Origin of the sequence: Leptospira tipperaryensis (genome assembly GCF_001729245.1) — a bacterium.
Taxonomy (GTDB): domain Bacteria; phylum Spirochaetota; class Leptospiria; order Leptospirales; family Leptospiraceae; genus Leptospira; species Leptospira tipperaryensis.
In genome coordinates this window covers 3,432,618-3,449,819 of record NZ_CP015217.1, presented here as the reverse complement: position 1 = coordinate 3,449,819, position 17,202 = coordinate 3,432,618, and the positions used below count along the sequence as shown (strand labels likewise).

Annotated in this window: 13 protein-coding genes; 2 read left to right on the top strand and 11 right to left on the bottom strand. The window is 44.3% G+C overall.

Features of this window, described 5'->3' with window-relative positions; genetic code table 11:
• Window positions 1–58: 58 nt before the first annotated feature.
• From A0128_RS16215 to ppk1, 9 genes are all read right to left on the bottom strand, one after another.
• Complete coding sequence (locus tag A0128_RS16215; RefSeq protein ID WP_069608459.1) at window positions 59–1,264, bottom strand: imelysin family protein; 1,206 nt, start codon at window positions 1,262–1,264, stop codon at window positions 59–61.
• Complete coding sequence (locus A0128_RS16210; RefSeq protein WP_069608458.1) at window positions 1,261–2,778, bottom strand: di-heme oxidoreductase family protein; 1,518 nt, start codon at window positions 2,776–2,778, stop codon at window positions 1,261–1,263. The genes A0128_RS16215 and A0128_RS16210 overlap by 4 nt, the downstream gene beginning before the upstream one ends.
• Window positions 2,779–2,811: 33 nt before the next feature.
• On the bottom strand, window positions 2,812–4,128 hold the full coding sequence (gene lruB / locus A0128_RS16205) for an imelysin LruB (RefSeq protein WP_069608457.1): 1,317 nt from the start codon (window positions 4,126–4,128) through the stop codon (window positions 2,812–2,814).
• Between the two features lie 315 nt (window positions 4,129–4,443).
• Window positions 4,444–6,891, bottom strand: coding sequence for a TonB-dependent receptor family protein (locus A0128_RS16200; protein ID WP_069608456.1), 2,448 nt, complete (start codon window positions 6,889–6,891; stop codon window positions 4,444–4,446).
• Window positions 6,892–7,240: 349 nt separating this feature from the next.
• Window positions 7,241–7,870, bottom strand: a complete 630-nt coding sequence (locus A0128_RS16195; RefSeq protein ID WP_069608455.1) for a VTT domain-containing protein — start codon at window positions 7,868–7,870, stop codon at window positions 7,241–7,243.
• Window positions 7,851–8,213 carry a transmembrane 220 family protein gene (locus A0128_RS16190; RefSeq protein WP_083244153.1) on the bottom strand — a complete coding sequence of 121 codons (363 nt, stop codon included), beginning with the start codon at window positions 8,211–8,213 and terminating at the stop codon, window positions 7,851–7,853. The genes A0128_RS16195 and A0128_RS16190 overlap by 20 nt, the downstream gene beginning before the upstream one ends.
• Window positions 8,195–9,778: a bifunctional GNAT family N-acetyltransferase/carbon-nitrogen hydrolase family protein gene (locus tag A0128_RS16185; protein ID WP_069608453.1), complete on the bottom strand. Its 1,584-nt coding sequence runs from the start codon at window positions 9,776–9,778 to the stop codon at window positions 8,195–8,197. The genes A0128_RS16190 and A0128_RS16185 overlap by 19 nt, the downstream gene beginning before the upstream one ends.
• A complete protein-coding gene (locus A0128_RS16180; RefSeq protein WP_069608452.1) occupies window positions 9,778–11,196 on the bottom strand; it encodes an FAD-binding oxidoreductase in 1,419 nt (472 codons plus the stop codon). Before A0128_RS16180 ends, A0128_RS16185 begins: the two co-directional genes overlap by 1 nt.
• Window positions 11,197–11,227: 31 nt before the next feature.
• The gene (gene ppk1 / locus A0128_RS16175) at window positions 11,228–13,366 is read right to left on the bottom strand and encodes a polyphosphate kinase 1 (RefSeq protein WP_069608451.1); all 2,139 of its coding nucleotides are present in this window, start codon (window positions 13,364–13,366) and stop codon (window positions 11,228–11,230) included.
• A 422-nt stretch (window positions 13,367–13,788) separates the two neighbouring features.
• Between ppk1 and A0128_RS16170 the strand changes: the two genes are divergently transcribed.
• Together A0128_RS16170 and A0128_RS16165 are read left to right on the top strand one after the other, a co-directional pair.
• Complete coding sequence (locus tag A0128_RS16170; RefSeq protein ID WP_069608450.1) at window positions 13,789–14,232, top strand: Rrf2 family transcriptional regulator; 444 nt, start codon at window positions 13,789–13,791, stop codon at window positions 14,230–14,232.
• A gap of 126 nt (window positions 14,233–14,358) precedes the next feature.
• A complete protein-coding gene (locus tag A0128_RS16165) occupies window positions 14,359–15,006 on the top strand; it encodes an NAD(P)H-dependent oxidoreductase (RefSeq protein WP_069608449.1) in 648 nt (215 codons plus the stop codon).
• Window positions 15,007–15,168: 162 nt separating this feature from the next.
• Here A0128_RS16165 and A0128_RS16160 read toward each other — a convergent pair whose 3' ends face one another.
• Both A0128_RS16160 and A0128_RS16155 read right to left on the bottom strand, forming a co-directional pair.
• Window positions 15,169–16,365: a M23 family metallopeptidase gene (locus A0128_RS16160; RefSeq protein ID WP_069608448.1), complete on the bottom strand. Its 1,197-nt coding sequence runs from the start codon at window positions 16,363–16,365 to the stop codon at window positions 15,169–15,171.
• Window positions 16,366–16,500: 135 nt separating this feature from the next.
• Window positions 16,501–16,890 carry a DUF1801 domain-containing protein gene (locus A0128_RS16155; RefSeq protein WP_069608447.1) on the bottom strand — a complete coding sequence of 130 codons (390 nt, stop codon included), beginning with the start codon at window positions 16,888–16,890 and terminating at the stop codon, window positions 16,501–16,503.
• Window positions 16,891–17,202: the final 312 nt, after the last annotated feature.

Sequence of the window (17,202 nt, the reverse complement as noted above, 5' to 3'; positions counted from 1 at the left end):
AACCTTTGTTTGTTCCTTTTGATTCTTTCAAATCATAAAAAAAGAATATTCTAAAAACTTAATCTCCGTCCGCGTTGGACGGGAGTGCGTTGGCTCCTAAGATTCCGATGACTTCGGTAGCAAAGATCGTCCTCAATTCTTTGAATCGATCGTAAACTTGTTCGTCCACAAATGTCAGATTGCCCGTGAGATCGGCTTTTAACGTGACGGATGCGTTGATTCTACTCTGAAGATTGCTCTTGAGAGTTGCGATCCTACTTCTTACTCTCGTATCCAATTGGCTATTTTGCAACGTCACCAAATAACTCAGAGATCGAGAATCCGCCTCTCCTGCATTTCCGGCATAAACGAGTTCTAATCCTTCCACCGAGGAAAGAAGATCTTGGTAAGAAGTGTCGCTGTAGATCGATTCCAATTTTGCAGGATACTGAGTCGTGCCTGCAAGAGTCAGCCCGGCGGGTGTTCCGATGCGGACGTCCTGATTTACGTATTCCAACTGGACGATCCCGTTGATAAACGAATCGACGGCGTCCTTGATTCCAGCAAAGGAAGTGGATCCTGTCGCCAACTCGTTTGCAAAAGAAGAATTCCATGAGTTGTAAAGTCTTTGCGAATCAAGTTGAATCACAGTCGCGAGAGATGCGATATACGCTCTTCTTCCGGCATTTCCGTTTGCGGTATTGATTGCAGTCGCCGTTTTGTTTCCGGTTCCATCGTCGAAGATAAAGTATTCTAACGCGGCAAATCCTTTTCTTGTGAGCGGATAGCCGTCTACTGTACTCGACGAAGGAGTTGTTGCCGCCGCAGTATCGAGATCGGTGGAAACCGGTCGATTGGTTTCTCCCAAAATATATCCATCCAGCCTATGAAAATACGTGGAAGGGAGATAGGAACGGTTGATATAAAAAATCTCCGCTTGTTTAAAGAGTCTTCTCGTCGCCAGCCACTGGTTCTGAAGATCGGCAAGAGTGGTCGTATTTTGAGTCGTTTGATACGTTGCGGCGCTTGTCTTCAATTGGTTCGAAGCGACCAAGAGTTTATTGAACTGAGGAACCGCCACTCGATTGGCGGTGTAATTCAAAAATTCTCCCGTACTTGCGTTTGCAAAAAGGGCTACTATCAAGGTTTCTGCGCCGGAGATTTTTCCGATTTCCTCACAACGGATTCCGGGAAAAATCACAAAGAAGGTCAATATAAGAATTTTGACTTTTTTTGCAAAGTCGGCGCTCTTTCGGAGTTTATTAGAAAACTCTAAAGTTCTCATAAAGACTCCAGGAAAAGAATCAGTTTGTCCCGATCCGCTTTCGGTAGAGCGATAAATTTGTTTTTAGAATTGAGGGCCTCTCCTCCGTGCCAAAGAATCGCTTCCTTGTGACCTCTTGCCCTTCCGTCGTGAAGAAGGTTGTTGTGACCGTTTACTTTTTGAACGAGTCCGGTTCCCCAAAGAGGAGGAGTTCTCCATTCGGTTCCGGTTGCATCAAAGTCCTCTCGATTGTCCGCGAGATCGGTTCCCATATCGTGAAGAAGAAGATCGGTATAAGGTTTGATGTGTTGGAAAGAAATTTCCGGAAATCCGTCTATGGGACCGGTAAAGATATAAGGTTTGTGACAAGCGTTGCAACCGACTTGTGTGAAGATTTCTTTTCCACGCACTACGTCCGTGTTTGTCCAGTTTCTTCTCCCCGGAACGCTTACGAGTCTTGTGTATAAGGTTACGAGATTCGCCGTCTTCGTCGAAATTTCAGTTCCTTCCGCGGTTCCGTTGTTCCCCGGAGTGGACGCGAGACAATTCGTCTGCGCCGCGGTACAGTTCTGAGTTGAAAAGAGAGGGCTCGTGATTCCTATATCTCCTAAGAACGCTCCCTGATTTTGCTGAGTTAAGTTCGGCTCGTTTGCCTTCCATCCGAATCGACCCAGTACCTTTTTTTGAAGTTTGGCGTCCCAGACTGTATTCGGTTTTCCTGATATACCATCTCCGTCCAAATCGTCCGGATCCGCAAAGGAACGAATCGTCGCTTCCGGTATCGCTTCTAAGAGTCCAAGTCCGGGAATCATCGGCGAAGTGCGAGGAGACTGATTGACTACGGCAGGAGTTCCGAAGGCCCAAGCCGAAATCGTAAATGTCGGTCTTCTAAGAGAATAGGCTTCGCCGTCAGGAAAGGTTCCCGGTTCTTCGGCGAAAGTTACGGTCGTTACCGCTTCCGCCGGAACTAAGGGCGGACCCGCGACTCCGTGGTCGTTGATCTGCAAACCGTAGTTGTCGAGTCCGAGGGGACCGCCTGTGATCGAATCCTTTCCATTCTTACTGACTCGGATCAGCATCGTTGAAAAATTACTACTTCCGCTTGCGGGAGGAGTTCCTCTTCCGTCTTTTACGTGACAACCGTTGCAGGAAGTGCTGTTGAAAACCGGGCCTAAACCGTCGGAGGCGGAATTGCCGCCTTGAACCCAGAGGCGATTGAAAAAGGAATTCCCGCCCTGAAAGTCAATGTTCCCGCCTTCGCGAAGATTGGACGCGACCAAATCAAACGCGTTTACGGTGCTATCAAATGTTGTCGTAAATCCGCCGGAGTATTGTTCGCCCGGGTCCAGATTTTGAAGGACAAGAAGAATGGTTGCCAATTCTAGATCGTTGTTTTTTTTCTTTTGATCTAAAATTCCACACTGTGAAAATATAACACAAAAGATTCCCAAGAGGAATCCTTTGCGTATATTAGAATATGCTGAAACCATGAAGGAAGAAAATTCTTCCCTCATTTTTGTATTTTTGTTTTTCATAACGATTCATCTTTTTGTATTTTATTTTCTAACTTAAATGGAAAAGTCCGTGATCGAAACCCCGACCGCTTTTGCCGCGTCGGTGATCGTTTTTTTCAGAGTGTCTCCGATCAATTTCTGAGTATTGAATAGAATATTATATTCGGAATCCGTGTTTCGGATGATCTGATCGTAACGTCCTGTCAAAGATCCGGAAGGACATGTGGTCGTGTAATTCGGATCGGCGACTTGTTCCGGAAGATTGAGGCAGAATGCGTCTCTGGAAGCCGTCACTTGAGAAGCGATCGGTGGAGCGGTGAGAGTTCCGAAAAGGGAGCTTAAGCCCGGGCCGGTAGAAGTCACGACTCCTTTTTTAATTTGAAAAGATCCAAACCATACGTTGAGGACGCCTTGTGCGTCGTAGTAGAAGTCCGCTTTTGTCGTATCGCTAAAGCAGGAATGTTCTTCTTCTTGTTGTCCGTCAAACGTTCCGGTAAGTCTTTGTCCACCCCATTCTCCGGCGATGAACTTGCCAAGACCTTGAAAGATATTTGTGAGTCCCGCGCTTGGATTGGATTTCATAAGATTGGAATATGTGGTTCCGTCGGAGAACTGGTCGCGGATGAGTTTCAGTTGAACAACCATCGCGTCTGTGATTGCTTTCAAGTAAGCCTTTCTTCTGGCTCCCCCTGCGGTTGCGTTTGCGAAATCACTCACCGGGCGTTGTCCGGAAATCTGATTGACTCCAGCGTTGGAAAGATCTTGTCCCCAGAGAAGATATTCAACTGCGTGCCAGCCAACGGTGACTACTTTTTCATCGTTTCCTTCCGTTGCTCCTGTTGCGGTTGCATTTCCGTTTACTGCTAAGATTGCAGTATAGGTCGTAGCTCCGGCGCCCGCGATATAATTGTCGATCGCGGATTCGTCCAAAGGCCATGCATTCAAAAGTCCTTCACATTCCGACGATCCGGATCCGTCCGCAGCCGCTCCACAACCAACCGCATCGGAGTTGTCGATCGGGCCGGAAGAAAAACGAAACGCTTCGGTGACAAGATAAGAAGCCCGAGCGATTACATAAAGATTCTTTAAATTTGTATGATCCGCCGCGGATGGAGTTGCGGCTGCTGCAAATGCAGTGACAGCAGTTTGAAGAGTGACTGCGTCCTTATAACTTTGATCGTAAGATTCATATCCCAATTGGAGATAACGATCGATGACCTGAGCCTTTGTCGCGGTCGGGACGGATCCTAACGCCACGATACCGGCGAGTATCGTCGAATCGTTGTTATTCTTTTCCGACTTACAATTCGTAAATAGAAAAGAAGTCGTGATGAGGAGAATCGAGAGAAGAGATGTTTTTTTTAGATGCATGAGAGTTTCCTGGATGTCTTTGAAAAAAGGTCCCGGATGGAAGCTTTCGCCGACAACCGGGGAATTTTCGATGAACTGGTTGTTATGATATTGATACTAATTCTCAAAATCATATTTTTGGTCAATCGAAAATATGCTGCTCGATCAAAATTGCGGGAACTCCCGCAAAAAAATCCCTCAAAAAGGGGGTTCCTACGTTTTTCAAAGGAGATCCGTCTCTGGAAGGAAGGATTTTCCGGAGAAAAGTAGGATCTCACACGCAAAAACTCCACAGCGAAAGCCGCGTTTGAAAAGAAAGATTTCATTTTCAGATTCTCAGAGTTCAAAACTAACTCCTACGTTGATCTGACGAAAGGGTCCAACTTGAATCCCTTCCGGGAGGCGTCCGGAAATGTAGCGAACGTCCCCTAAGTTTTTCCCCGTCACAAAGACGCTCCAACGTTTGATCGGGTCCTTATAACCCAGAGAAGCGTTCACGAGAGCGTAGGCCGGGATGACTCCGGTTTCACCGGAGCTGTCAGAAGTAATATTCAAATATTGTAATACTTTTTTGCCGAGAGGATCCGTGATGGAATCCGCCCAATAGGTCGTTCGAGTGTTTGTATCGTCGTGGAACTGGGCCGAGAAATATTGATATTCAGCTCTTGCATAAAATCCCTTCGGATGAATATAACCGAGAGAAATCGTAGCGGTATCTCTGGAAACGTAAGGAACATAGTTCCCATTTTTATCTCTCTGGGTAACTATAAAATCCAAGAGAGATTGGTTGGCGGTCACTTTGGAAGTATCGATCGAATATTGGTTCATCTTCGCATCGGCCCTTGTGTAGATGAGTTCGATCGGAAGTTTAAAGTTCGCGTCAAAGAGTTTTGCCGGATCGAAAGTGAAGTTCGTTTCGAGGCCGCGGCTATAAGTTCTTCCGCCGTTTTTAGCGGAAGAAGCGGAATCGTTTCCGGAAGTAGAAGAAGTAATGATGATCTGATTGATATAGTTCAAATCAAAATAAGTCACTTGAGCGTTTAAGTAATTTGTAATATCCCCTCGAATCCCGGTTTCATAGTTATAAGAATATTCTGGATCGATTTTGTTGATCACGCCGGAATTGTTAAGCGCATCTTGATAACGAGGAGGGGAGAATCCTTTGTGTGCGCCCGCAAACCAAGTCAGGTCTTTTCTGATATCGTAAGTAAGACCCAAACCGGGGATGAGAACTCGATAAGTGTGAGTGCTTCCCTTGTCGACTTCTTGCGGAGGAGAATTCAGATCCGGTTGGTTTGTCACGGGATCGACCGCTTGCTGACGAAGAATCGTTCGATTCTGAGTAAACGTTTCATAACGAACTCCGGGAATCACCGAAAACTTATCGTAGAATTTAAAACTGTTTTGTGCAAAGCCCGCGATCGATTTCGTATTGTTGACTTCGTGATCTCTGAGTTGTCCCGATTTTGCAAGAGAATATTCGGAAGAAGCGGTTCCGGTCGCAGGATTTCCCAAACCGTTTCCAAAGATCGCATAATCAGGAGTAGACGGTCCATCTATGTATTTGATATCCGCAGTCTCGTAGTGATAACGAAGACCGGCGTCCAACTGATTCTTAATTCCAAAAAACTGATAATCGAGTTGATAGCGGGATTCCGCGCCTACAAAACGATAAGAACGGTCCCTATGACCTACGCTATCGAGCATATAGACCGTGTCTCCCGGTCTATTTACAAAAGGTTCCGTATCATAGGCTTTGATTACGTTGCTCGGAAGGGTGCTGAAATTAGAGCCGGTGTTTCGAACATAATTCTGTCTAGTCCAGTTTCTTTCCGTATAAGCTGCGTAAACTTTCGAGACAAGTTTGGAGTTGTCGGTGATTTTCCATTCGTGACCCAAGTCGCCGGAATATCTCTGAAGTTTACGATTGTCTTGTTCCGCAAAATTCGAAGAAGAATTGTTCCAGAATTGCCCCGTCGTAAGACCGAGATAGGTCATGTTTGCGTCTTGGACGGTTCCTAAAAATTTTGTTGTGAGTGCGTGTTTCTCATTGATATCGGTTACGGATTTAAAGGAAACTTCGTGAAGTCGAAAGTCTTGATGATCACGGAAACCGTTTCCTTGTTTTCTAAGAACCGAGATATCGATTCCCGTATTTCCAAAGGTTCCCCCGTAAGAAATTTGAGAGGAGAAGAATCCATAAGATCCACCCTGCATCGAAACCGAGAGAACCGGATCTTTTGGCGGACGTTTTGTGATGAAGTTGATCACGCCCCCGATGGTGGAAGGCCCGAAGAGAATGGCGCCGGATCCTTTTACCACTTCGATTCTTTCCATACGATCGATGTTAGGCGTGTAGTATTGTTCCGGAGCTGAATAAGGATTGAGAGAAGTAAAAATTCCGTCTTCGAGGATGAGAACCTTTCTTCCGAGATCGCTATTAACCCCTCTAAAACCGACGTTCAAGATCAAGCCCGTATCTTGATAACGAATCGAAGCTCCAGGAACTCTTCGAAGGACTTCCATGGAATCGACCGGACGAGTTTGTTCGAGATATTCTTTTTCGATGATGGTCGCCGAACCGGGAATCCGTTTGAGGTCGTTTTTCTTTTTCCCGATCACGGAGATGGTTCCTCGAGACCATTTTTCTTTTTCGGTCTCTTCCGCGGTCGGGGGCGGGGGTTGTTTTTCCTTGTTTTCGGTGTTTTCCTGAGGTTGTGCGGGAACTCCCCAAGAGAAAAGGAAGAAGAGAATTAAGACGGACAGAATTGTTTTTTTATGCATCGTCGATTTCGATTTTGAAAATGATTCTCAATATTTGAGGGCTGAGTTTAGAGTCAAGGGAGATTGAGGAGAAAAGAATGAAGCGCTTAGAAAAATTCTCAAAAACTAGAACTTAGGGAATGGGGGAGGAAAAAGTAGGAACTCCTTTGCTTTTCACGTGCCAAGTAATTTTTCCGTTAAACGAATGTGGGAACTCCAGCGTTTTTTACAAAAAAGGCCGTAAAGAAAAGTAGGAACTCCTCTGCTTTTCACGTGCCAAATAATTTTTCCGTTAAACGAATGTGGGAACTCCCGCGTTTTTTACAAAAAGGCCGTAAAGAAAAGTAGGAACTCCCTCAAAAAGAATTCTTCAGAAAATCTTACCCGTAAAAACGTAACGAACAAAAAAGAGAATCACGACGGACTGAGAGAGTTGCCCCGCAACGAAGACTGGATAAAAAATTTTCTTCTTATAACGGATGACTCCGAGGATCGCGCTCAAGATCGGAGCCGGCAAAGGAAGAGCGTTGAAAACAAAGATCGCCAAAACACCGTAACGATTTAGAAATCCTTTCATCCTGTAAAATTTTTTCGGACTTATCAGTTTGATACAAGCGCGGGCCGCGATTCTTCCCAGAAAATAATTGATCGAGAAAGAAATCAGAAGTCCGAGAATATGAAGCATAATGAGATCGCTTCCGTCGAGTTTGGAATAGGTCGCACGAATGTATAAGAATTCGATGGGAAGATAAAAGAAAAACAAACCGCCGAAGAGGGTCGTAAAAAAAACGCCGATCAAACTCGGTTTTTGGATTTCCTTGCTCACGTAGAGGACGAGCTTCTGAACGGCGCTCAAGCCCGGAATTTCAAATTTAAGAATCCCGGAAGTCGCCAAGATCAAAAGTGTGAGCGCTATAAAAACTGTGGAAAGAAAAATCAGACCGGAATAGAAATTTCTTTTCTTGTGATACGAAAAGATTTCATCCTTTTGAAACAGCACTCGTCTCTCTCTTTCGAATGATATAAGAAGGCACACGAGAAACGATCGCTGAAAGAATCAGTCCTCCCGTTTCTCTCGTAACCTCGTCGTCGAAGGAAAGATTTTGGATCTGCATCGCGGCGAGAACCGTTCCCGCTGAAAACGCCGCGGAAAGAATCAAAGAGGTTCGGAGCCAGATTTTTGTCTTCTCGGGGTATATCAAAAATCCTGCATATAAAACGACGACGCTGAGGTAGATCGGCATCCAGAGCCAAGGATCCGGATCGTTCCATTGAAGACCGGCAAACAAAATCCAAAGAAGAATGATCGTAATAGAAAATGCTTTCATGATTCGTAAATCCATTTGAGTTCGTATAAGTCTTTTCTTCGATTGCTTAGATTTCTGACTGAACCTTTTTTACGAAGTTCTTTTAAAAGATCGAGATCCAAGTCGGCGATCAAGGTCATCTCCGTATTTGGAACGGATTCTGCGGCGACGCAGTCGTGAGGAAAAGCAAAGTCGGAAGGAGTAAAAACAGCAGACTGAGCATACTGGATATCCATATTCTCCACATGAGGAAGAGCGCCGACGGAGCCGGAGATTACTACGTAACATTCGTTTTCAATGGCTCTTGCCATCGCGCAGTGTCTGACTCGGTTGTATCCGTTCTTCGTGTCCGTATAAAAAGGAACAAAAAGAATGTCCATTCCTTGTTCCGCTAAAATTCTCGGGAGCTCCGGAAATTCCACGTCGAAACAGATAAGAATTCCGATCTTACAAGAATCCGTGTTGAACACGGAAAGATTGTATCCACCTTTCACTCCCCAGTAGAAGTCTTCGTCCGGGGTTACGTGGAGTTTATACTGTTCTTCGTAGGTTCCGTCCCTTCTGCAAAGATAGGAAACGTTGTGCAGGGTTTCATCCCTGTACTCCGGCATACTTCCGGAGATGATATTCACGTTGTATGAAACCGCGAGTTCCACCATTCTTTCGATGATACTTTCCGTATGACTGGAAAGAGCCCGCATCGCGTCGGAAGGGCTTCGATCGTTGTATTTTGCAAGAAGTGATGCGTTGAAGAATTCGGGGAATAAAACAAAGTCCACGTTGTATCCGGCGACCGTATCCACGAAGAATTCGACTTGTTTCATCAATTCTTCGATCCCGGTCACGGGCCGCATCTGAAGTTGAACGACTCCAACTCGGACCACGGTTTTTTTACCGCCGATAAGAGTGGTTTCTTCTTTTTCGTAGTATATATTCAACCATTCTAATAGAACAGCGTAAGAGCTAAAACCCTTTGTGTTTCCGAAGTAACCGCGTTTTAGTTTTCTAACGTGAAAGCCGTTTGCCAACTGGAAGGAAAGAACGGGATCGTAGATTTCCTTGTCTCTCACCTTTTCGATGTATTGCGCCGGAGTCATCGAGTCTTCATAGTTTTCGTAACCAGGCATCCAAGCTCCGACTACGATTCTTTTGAGATTGAGTCTTTCACAGAGTTCTTTTCTCGCGTCATACAATCTTCGACCGAGACGAAGACCTCTATACTCCGGGTGAACGAAGATATCGACTCCGTAGAGGGAATCTCCTTCCTCGTTGTGATTTTTGAGATCTCCCTTTCCTACGATTTCTTCGTAAGTATGATTGTCTCCGTAATCGGCCCACTTGATGATCTGGCTGATCGCAGCGCCGACGACTTTTCCGTTGTCTTCGATACAGATCTGGCCTTCCGGAAATTTTGTGATCTGAGATTCGTACTGATTTCTTTTCCAGGCTCCGTCAAACTCCGGAAAGACGATGTCCATAATTTCTTTGACGTCGTCGTAATCGTCCAAGGTAAGAGCTCGGATTACGATCCTATGATCGGATTGAATCTTCTTCTTTTTCTTCCTCGGTTTTTTTCCGCCGGCTCCGTTCGTGGATATCATCAGAACACTTTACCGGGGTTCATGATGTTCTTCGGATCCATGGATTTTTTGATTTCTTTCATCAGAAGAATTTCGGCTTCCGACCTGGAAAAATGGAGAAAATCCTTTTTTAAAAGTCCGATTCCGTGTTCCGCGCTGATCGATCCATGATATTTTTGTAATAAACGAAACATATCAGGATCCACGCTCTTGCATCTTTTGAAGAATTCTTCGTTGGAAAGATCCTTGGGTTTAACGATGTTTAGGTGAAGATTGCCGTCGCCTACGTGACCGAAGAGCGCGATTTCAAAACCTGGGTATTCGTCTTTTAAAAGGGTTTCCATTTCCACGAGGAAGGGTTCCATATTTCGAAGAGGAAGTGAAATATCGTTTTTATGAACCGTATAATCGATGGAAATACTTTCGCTGATTCCTTCCCGATACTTCCAAAAGGTTTCGGATTGTTTGGAATTCTGAGCGAGACTTCCGTCGCTGATCAGTTCCTTTTCCGTGATCGTTTCCAAAAAGCCGAAGAGTTTTTCATCGTCGCTTTCGTCGGCGATTTCGAATTCCATCAAAACGTAATACGGGCTCGGAGCCGAAAACGGATCGGAAACTCCCAAATGGGCTTTTACTTTTCCGAGACAATATTCGGTGAAGAATTCAAATGCGAGAAGGGGAACCTTCACCTGGTGAGTTTCCTTGAAAAGGGAAAGAATGGAGACAAAATCGGGAACCGCTACGAGAAGAACCCGGTTGTCCAGAGGTTTTGTAGTGAGTTTCAGAGTTGCTTCCGTGATGACGCCTAACGTTCCTTCTGAGCCGATAAAAAGTTGTTTGAGATCGTATCCGGTGTTGTTTTTAAGAACTTCGCCGTTGAATTCTAAGATTTGACCGGAGCCCGTTACTACGGTGAGTCCTAAAACCCACTGACGAATGAGTCCGTAGTGGACGACTCTCACGCCACCCGCGTTAGTCGCGATGTTACCGCCGATATGGGAAGAACCCGTGGATGCGAAGTCCACCGGAAAGTAGAATCCTCTTTCTTCGGATTCTTTGTGAAGATTTTTCGTGATCATTCCCGCTTGCACTTTGATACTTCCGAAAAAAGGATCAAAGTCCAGGACCTTGTCCATCTTGGAAAGGGAAAGAACCAATTCTTGATTTTTCGCGATCGCTCCTCCAGCGTAACCCGTTCTTCCACCGGAAGGAACGATGGAGATATCGTTTTCAAAAGCGTACTTTACGATTTTTGCAACTTCCTCGGTGTTTGTGGGAAAAGCGAGAATTTCGAAATCGGGACTGTGAACTTTGGTTCTGTCGGTTCCAAAAGAAAGAAAGGTCGCTTCGTCAAAGTCCGGATCGTTTCTAAAAAATATTTTTCCCGGTCCAATGAGGGATTTTAATTCTGATTTGTTGATTGTGGAAGTTGTAGTCATAATTCTAATTTCGTATATTCAGGTTTCGTAATTATTCTGCGAAGTTCATTCTTTCAATTTGAGAATCGACCATCTTTTCGTCTTTCTCCAAGGTTCTTTTGCGATAGTGCCCGTCCGGATGGAGAAATCTCGCTTTTACGTTGTCTCTCAACTGAACGTCCAAAATTTTCTTGATTCTTTCCTTGTTCTTGGGTTCTAAAATCGGAAAAAGAACTTCGATTCTTCTTTCAAAATTCCGTGGCATACAATCCGCCGAAGCGAGGAAGGTCGCCTCCGCTCCTCCGGAATGAAAGAAGTAGATTCTTGTATGTTCCAGAAATCTTCCCACGATGGATAGAACCGTGATGTTTTCGGAGATTCCTTTGAGTCCCGGTTTGAGGCAGCAGATTCCGCGGATGATAAGATCCACTTTGACTCCGGCCTGACTCGCTTTATATAATGAAAGTATAATATGCGGATCGACGAGGGAATTCATCTTGAAGATGATTCTCGCCGGTTTTCCCGCGAGGGCATTCTCAGTTTCCTTTTCGATCATCGTGATAAAGGTGGATTTGAGGTTGTGGGGAGAAGCCGAAAGAAGGTTCAAAGTCGGCATCTTCGCATAACTCGTGATCGTGTTAAAGATCGTGGAAACGTCTTCGGTAATCTGTTTGTTTACGGTAAAAAAACTGAGGTCCGTATAATACTTGGAAGTTGTAGAATTGTAATTTCCGGTTCCAAGGTGCACATAACGCACCATGTGATCGTCTTCTTTGCGAACTACGAGGAGCATCTTACAATGAATTTTTAATCCGACAACGCCGTAGACGACGTGAACGCCGCGCGCTTCGAGTTTCTGCGCCCACTTTATGTTTCTTTCTTCGTCAAAACGAGCCTTGAGTTCCACAAGAACGGTGACTTGTTTTCCATTCTCCGCCGCTTGTCCGAGGTATTGGATGATCGGAGAATCCCCGCTTGTACGATATAAGGTCATTTTGATTCCGAGGACTTTTGGATCTTCGGATGCGATTCTTAAAAGATCTTCGATCGCCGAGAATGATTGATACGGATGATGAAGAAGACGGTCTTTTTTTTTCATCGCTTCGAAGATTTTTTCCGGAGTATCAAACTTCAGAGTCATCTTCTGTTGGAAAAAAGGATACTTGAGTTTGGACGTGTGATCCAAACCGTAGAAGAACATCGCGTCGTTGATATTCAAAAGAGAAGCAACGTCGAAAACTTCGTGATCTTGAAGTTCCAGGAGTTCCCTGAGAGTGTTTTTGATAAAAGGAGAAGTTCCTTGATGAATGTCCATCCGAACCGCGTCGCCCCAGATTCGGTTGCGAAGTTCGTCTTTCATCGTGATCAATAAATCTTTTACGGATTTTTCTTCGTCGATGGAGATGTCCGCGTCTCGGATGATTCGGAAAGGATAGATTTCCTTTACCGTCATTCCGTAAAAAAGATCGTCTACGTGAAGTTTGATGATCTCTTCCAAAGGAAAGAATCTTCTTTCGTCTCCCTTCGTTTTTAGATGTAAGAATCGGGGAAGAACCGAAGGCACTTGAACTACGGCGAAGAGATCTTTTTTACCGCCGGTTTTTTCGTCGTCGGTGCTGAGGACCATCGCGAGGTTCAAGGATTTGTTAAGAATATGAGGGAATGGATGAGACGTATCGATCGCGAGTGGAGTCAAGATCGGAGATACGTCTTCTTTGTAGTAACTCTGGATCTGTTTGATTTCGTCTATCGTCAATTCTTCCGGATTTAGAATTACGTGAATTCCGGCAGTATTCATTTCTGCTAATGTATCGGAAAAGGTTTCGTATTGTTCCCGGACGAAGGTGCGGACCTTGTCCGAAAGATCGGAGAGAATTTCGGAAGCGCTGTCTCCGTTGAGACTTCTTTCGTCGTTTCCTTCTTTTACTAAATTTCGAAGTCCGGCGACACGAACCATGTAGAATTCGTCGAGATTGGTTTCGGTGATGCTTAAGAATTTCAGTCTTTCTAAGAGTGGATTTTCGGGATCGTTCGCTTCTTCCAGAACGCGTCGGTTAAAATCGATCCAGGAAAGTTCCCGGTCGAAAAATATATTCGGGTTGCCGAGGTGAATCTCTAATTGATTCCCGTTGGAAGAACCGTTTTCGCTCGTCTTTGTCGGAGCTTGTTCTTGTATTCTTGGCTTTGACACTTGGATATCCTGAAAATTCTGGGAAGCCCGCGGAGGAAGAGATCGAACGAGGGATTCTATTCCTGTTTAAACCTCCTTTGCGGGGAGTCAATGATTCTAGGAAGGATTTCGGTGACAGCTTTGTAACCCTTCTTCTTTTTGGACGAAGGAGATCCTACGTTTCGGCGCTTTTTCGAAGAATCTCGAGAGTGGGGAGTTCCCGCATTTTGAATGACGGGAATTGAACCGTGGTTTTGAAATGTGTGAGTTCCTACTTTTCAAAATCTCATCAGAAGAATCCGTCTCTTTTCAAAAAAACGGGGAGTTCCCACATTTCAATCGAATCCCGAATGGAACCGAATCGATTTTATTCCAGAGAAAAGCCGAATTCTTCTTGGCAGAGACTCGTCTAAAACAATGAATACAGTGTAAGGAACAAACCATTGGCAATTCCCAGTCGCTACGCAGTCGCAATTCACATTCTCACTTTCCTGGAAAACAGGAACGGGGGAGATACGACTTCGGATACGATCGCAGAATCCGTCGGGACCAATCCTGCGATCGTTCGTACCCTTACCGGGAAACTCAGAAAAGCGGGACTCGTTTTGACAAGACAGGGCGTTCCCGGTGCGAGCCTCGCAAAACCGGCGTCAGAGATCCTACTTTCCGATATCTATCGCGCCATAGAAGATTCCGATTGTCTCTTTACCGTTCACGATCACCCAAAACAAGACTGTTCTGTGGGAATGGGAATTCTCCCGACCCTCGGATGTGTCTTCGCACAAGCCCAAGCCGCATTGGAAGCAAAACTCGGAGAATTCTCCCTTGCCGATGTGATGGAGCAGGTCCGAGGCGAATGTCAAAAAAAAATGTCCCTCACGAATTGATTTTTCAGTTTTCTTCTTTCCTTTTCTTGAGTCTAACCTGTTAAGGTGTTTATAACAAGTTAACATCCTGGTTTCCGACAAAAACCGGATCCAGGTTGAAATCTCAGAAAAAAGGAGAATTTACAAATGGAATTATTGGAGAAGCTCAATTGGCGCTACGCGACCAAAAGAATGACGGGGGAAAAAGTTCCTCAAGAAAAAGTGGAAAGAATTTTAGAAGCAGTTCGTCTGACCGCTTCCGGATTCGGTTTACAACCTTACAACGTAATCCTAATCGTAGATGAAGAATTAAAACGCCAAATCCGTCCGATCGCAAACAACCAACCTCAGATTGAAGAATCTTCTCATCTCCTTGTGTTTGCCCCTTGGGATCAAGTCACAGAAGAAAGAATAAAAGAATACATCCAACTCATCTCCGAGACACGAAACGCTCCGGTGGAATCTCTGGAAGGATTTAAGAATTCCATGTTGAATTGGTTAAAGTCTCATACTCCGGAAACTAGTTACAACTGGGCTGCGAGACAAACGTATATCGGGTTTGGAACCGCTATCGTAGCGGCGGCTCTGGAGAATGTGGATGCGACTCCGATGGAAGGATTTAATGCAAAAGCGCTGGATGAGTTGTTGCATCTAAAAGAAAAAGGATTGAGATCCACATCGCTTCTGACCTTAGGTTATAGAGACGTGGAAAAAGATCAGCTTTTGAAGGCCCCAAAAGTTCGCAGGGCGAAAGAGAATTTTGTAATCGAATACTCCGAAGTTCCCGTAGGATAAATTAAAAAAATAGAATATTCAAATCATAGAATGGAAATGCGCCGGACGGATGTTCAAAATCCTCCGGTGAAGATTCATTTTATCTCTACAAAATGTTTTTTAAAGCGAAATCGTTCACAGAACGATTCCAAGATCGATTCTAAAAAACGGAGAATGATTTTCTTATCTTTCTATCACCCAGGTTTTCAGAATTTCGATATCGTTGATTACTTGAATTTTATACTTTCCTGAAATTATGGGAAGAATACTCCAATCAAAATACCAAATCGAAACCTTCCATTCGGGTTGAAGAATCCAATCGACTCTTTTGCAAACCGAATCCGGATTACAAACTTCGACTTTAAGATCGCGCTTCCCCGGTTTTCGGATATCCAACGCGATGATCGGTCGTTTCTGAGGGTTGAACTTTTCATCACATTCGGAAAGTTTATTTTTTGAGAGTTCGGAACAGATCTTAAAATCTTCTTCAAAGAAAAGTTTTCCCGCAGGAAGTGAGTTGGAAGGATTCCAATAGACGACCCCGTCCTTGAGTTCTTCTACAATTCCTTCGTCCGTTTCAAAGGACGTAGGGAAGGTTTCTAAGTTTTGAAAGTCTTCTGTGGGCTTCAAGACGTGGAAGTGAAGATGAGGGGCGCTGCTAAAACCCGTGTTCCCTGAAAAACCGATTCTTTCTCCCGCTTTTACGATTTGTCCGATCTGAACTAAAACACCTTTGTGTTTGAGGTGAGCGTATTCCGCAATGCTTCCGTCTTTATGAAGAATCTGGACGTAGTTCGCTTTGTCTTTAAAGAAGGGAGTTGTTCCTCCCGCGGTAAATTTATCTTGAACCGCGATGACAAGGCCTTCTCTCGCTGCGAGAACGGAACTACCTTCCGGAAGAGAAAAATCAAGAGCGTAAGGAAACTGTCCGAAATGAGTAAATTTTCCGTTGTAACCTTGACCGACTCTTGCGGAAGATTCGAAAGGAAGATGATAGATAACGTTCTTCGTCTTACTCGCGTTAAAGTCGCCGGCTCTTACGTAGATGCTGGAGCTGTAAGAACGTTCTTTCTGAACGTCGATCGGTTGAAGGCTGAGAATCTTTAAAGGTTCGTTGCTTCCTCTGGAAACGATACGCAGAGGAAGTGGAACATCGGATTCAAAGTTATCTAAGGAAGAAAAATTAAAATAAACCGTAAAAGGATAATCCGCACTCGGAGTTTTATTCTGAATATAAAACTCAATCTTTTGATTCTCATTTTTAGTAAGAACGCAGATCCATTCTTTGGGTTTGCATTCTCCTTTGAAGTCGCTTGTTTCGGAGAAAAGAGAAATCAAAGGGAAAGAAAGGAAGATAAGAATGAGAATTCGATTTCGCATACTGTGGAACAACATTTTGTGAACAAAAAAAGGAGTAAATCATCATTTTATAGCTTGAATAGGCGAAGAAAGTTTTTCTTTCCTCGAAATCAAGAAATGGATTTTTATCCAAACGATAACGGCACTTAGGGATTCTCAACGTTTTCTTTTGAAAGCCGGTTTGATCTGATCATCCAAAATTACAGCTTCCAAGAGAAAATTCCGCAACGTCCGGAGATCGATTTCATTTTTAGAATGATAAGAAATCGATCTCACGATTTTTCTTTCTCCCGCCCGGAGAATTTGTCGAGGATCGGAAAGAAGATGTCCTTGGCAAAAACCGAATTCTACTCCCAACTTTGGCCCGTGGGGAAAGGAGGACGGCCAGATAAAACAGATTCTTGAATTGAGAAAATAATAAGGAACGTTGTATGAAATCTTCTCTGTCACATTCGGGACGGTCTCGATTACAAATTCTCTAAGAATCGAGACGATTTCTTTTTCATCTTCTTTGAGTTTTGTAAAAAAAGATTCAAAATTCTTCATGTTCTTGCGGGATAAAAACGATTCTCAAAGCGAAATCATTTCCGATTCTGTTTGATAAAAGATGCTTATAGAAAATCGGGAACTCTAAAAAATTATTCGAGGGAAATCTTTCGATTCTTTTCTTAAATAAAATCAATCTTTTTAAAACCCGTTCACTTGTTCCGACAAGCCGTTTTTCGTAGAATTCGCTTGCGGCGGACTTAAAGTCCGTTCTCGTATAAAATAAGGCTTGAAATTTGTTCGAAGAAAATTTCGGAAAATTCTTAAGAGCATCTCCCGAAATCTGGAAAGAAGCTACTTACAAGATTCAGT

Bases quoted from the DNA above. Each gene is read 5' to 3' on its own strand.
- A0128_RS16185 (WP_069608453.1), bottom strand. From the start codon at position 9,778: ATGATATCCACGAACGGAGCCGGCGGAAAAAAACCGAGGAAGAAAAAG.
- A0128_RS16165 (WP_069608449.1), top strand. From the start codon at position 14,359: ATGGAATTATTGGAGAAGCTCAATTGGCGCTACGCGACCAAAAGAATG.
- A0128_RS16190 (WP_083244153.1), bottom strand. From the start codon at position 8,213: ATGGATTTACGAATCATGAAAGCATTTTCTATTACGATCATTCTTCTT.
- A0128_RS16200 (WP_069608456.1), bottom strand. From the start codon at position 6,891: ATGCATAAAAAAACAATTCTGTCCGTCTTAATTCTCTTCTTCCTTTTC.
- lruB (WP_069608457.1), bottom strand. From the start codon at position 4,128: ATGCATCTAAAAAAAACATCTCTTCTCTCGATTCTCCTCATCACGACT.
- A0128_RS16155 (WP_069608447.1), bottom strand. From the start codon at position 16,890: ATGAAGAATTTTGAATCTTTTTTTACAAAACTCAAAGAAGATGAAAAA.
- A0128_RS16180 (WP_069608452.1), bottom strand. From the start codon at position 11,196: ATGACTACAACTTCCACAATCAACAAATCAGAATTAAAATCCCTCATT.
- A0128_RS16210 (WP_069608458.1), bottom strand. From the start codon at position 2,778: ATGAAAAACAAAAATACAAAAATGAGGGAAGAATTTTCTTCCTTCATG.
- A0128_RS16160 (WP_069608448.1), bottom strand. From the start codon at position 16,365: ATGCGAAATCGAATTCTCATTCTTATCTTCCTTTCTTTCCCTTTGATT.
- A0128_RS16215 (WP_069608459.1), bottom strand. From the start codon at position 1,264: ATGAGAACTTTAGAGTTTTCTAATAAACTCCGAAAGAGCGCCGACTTT.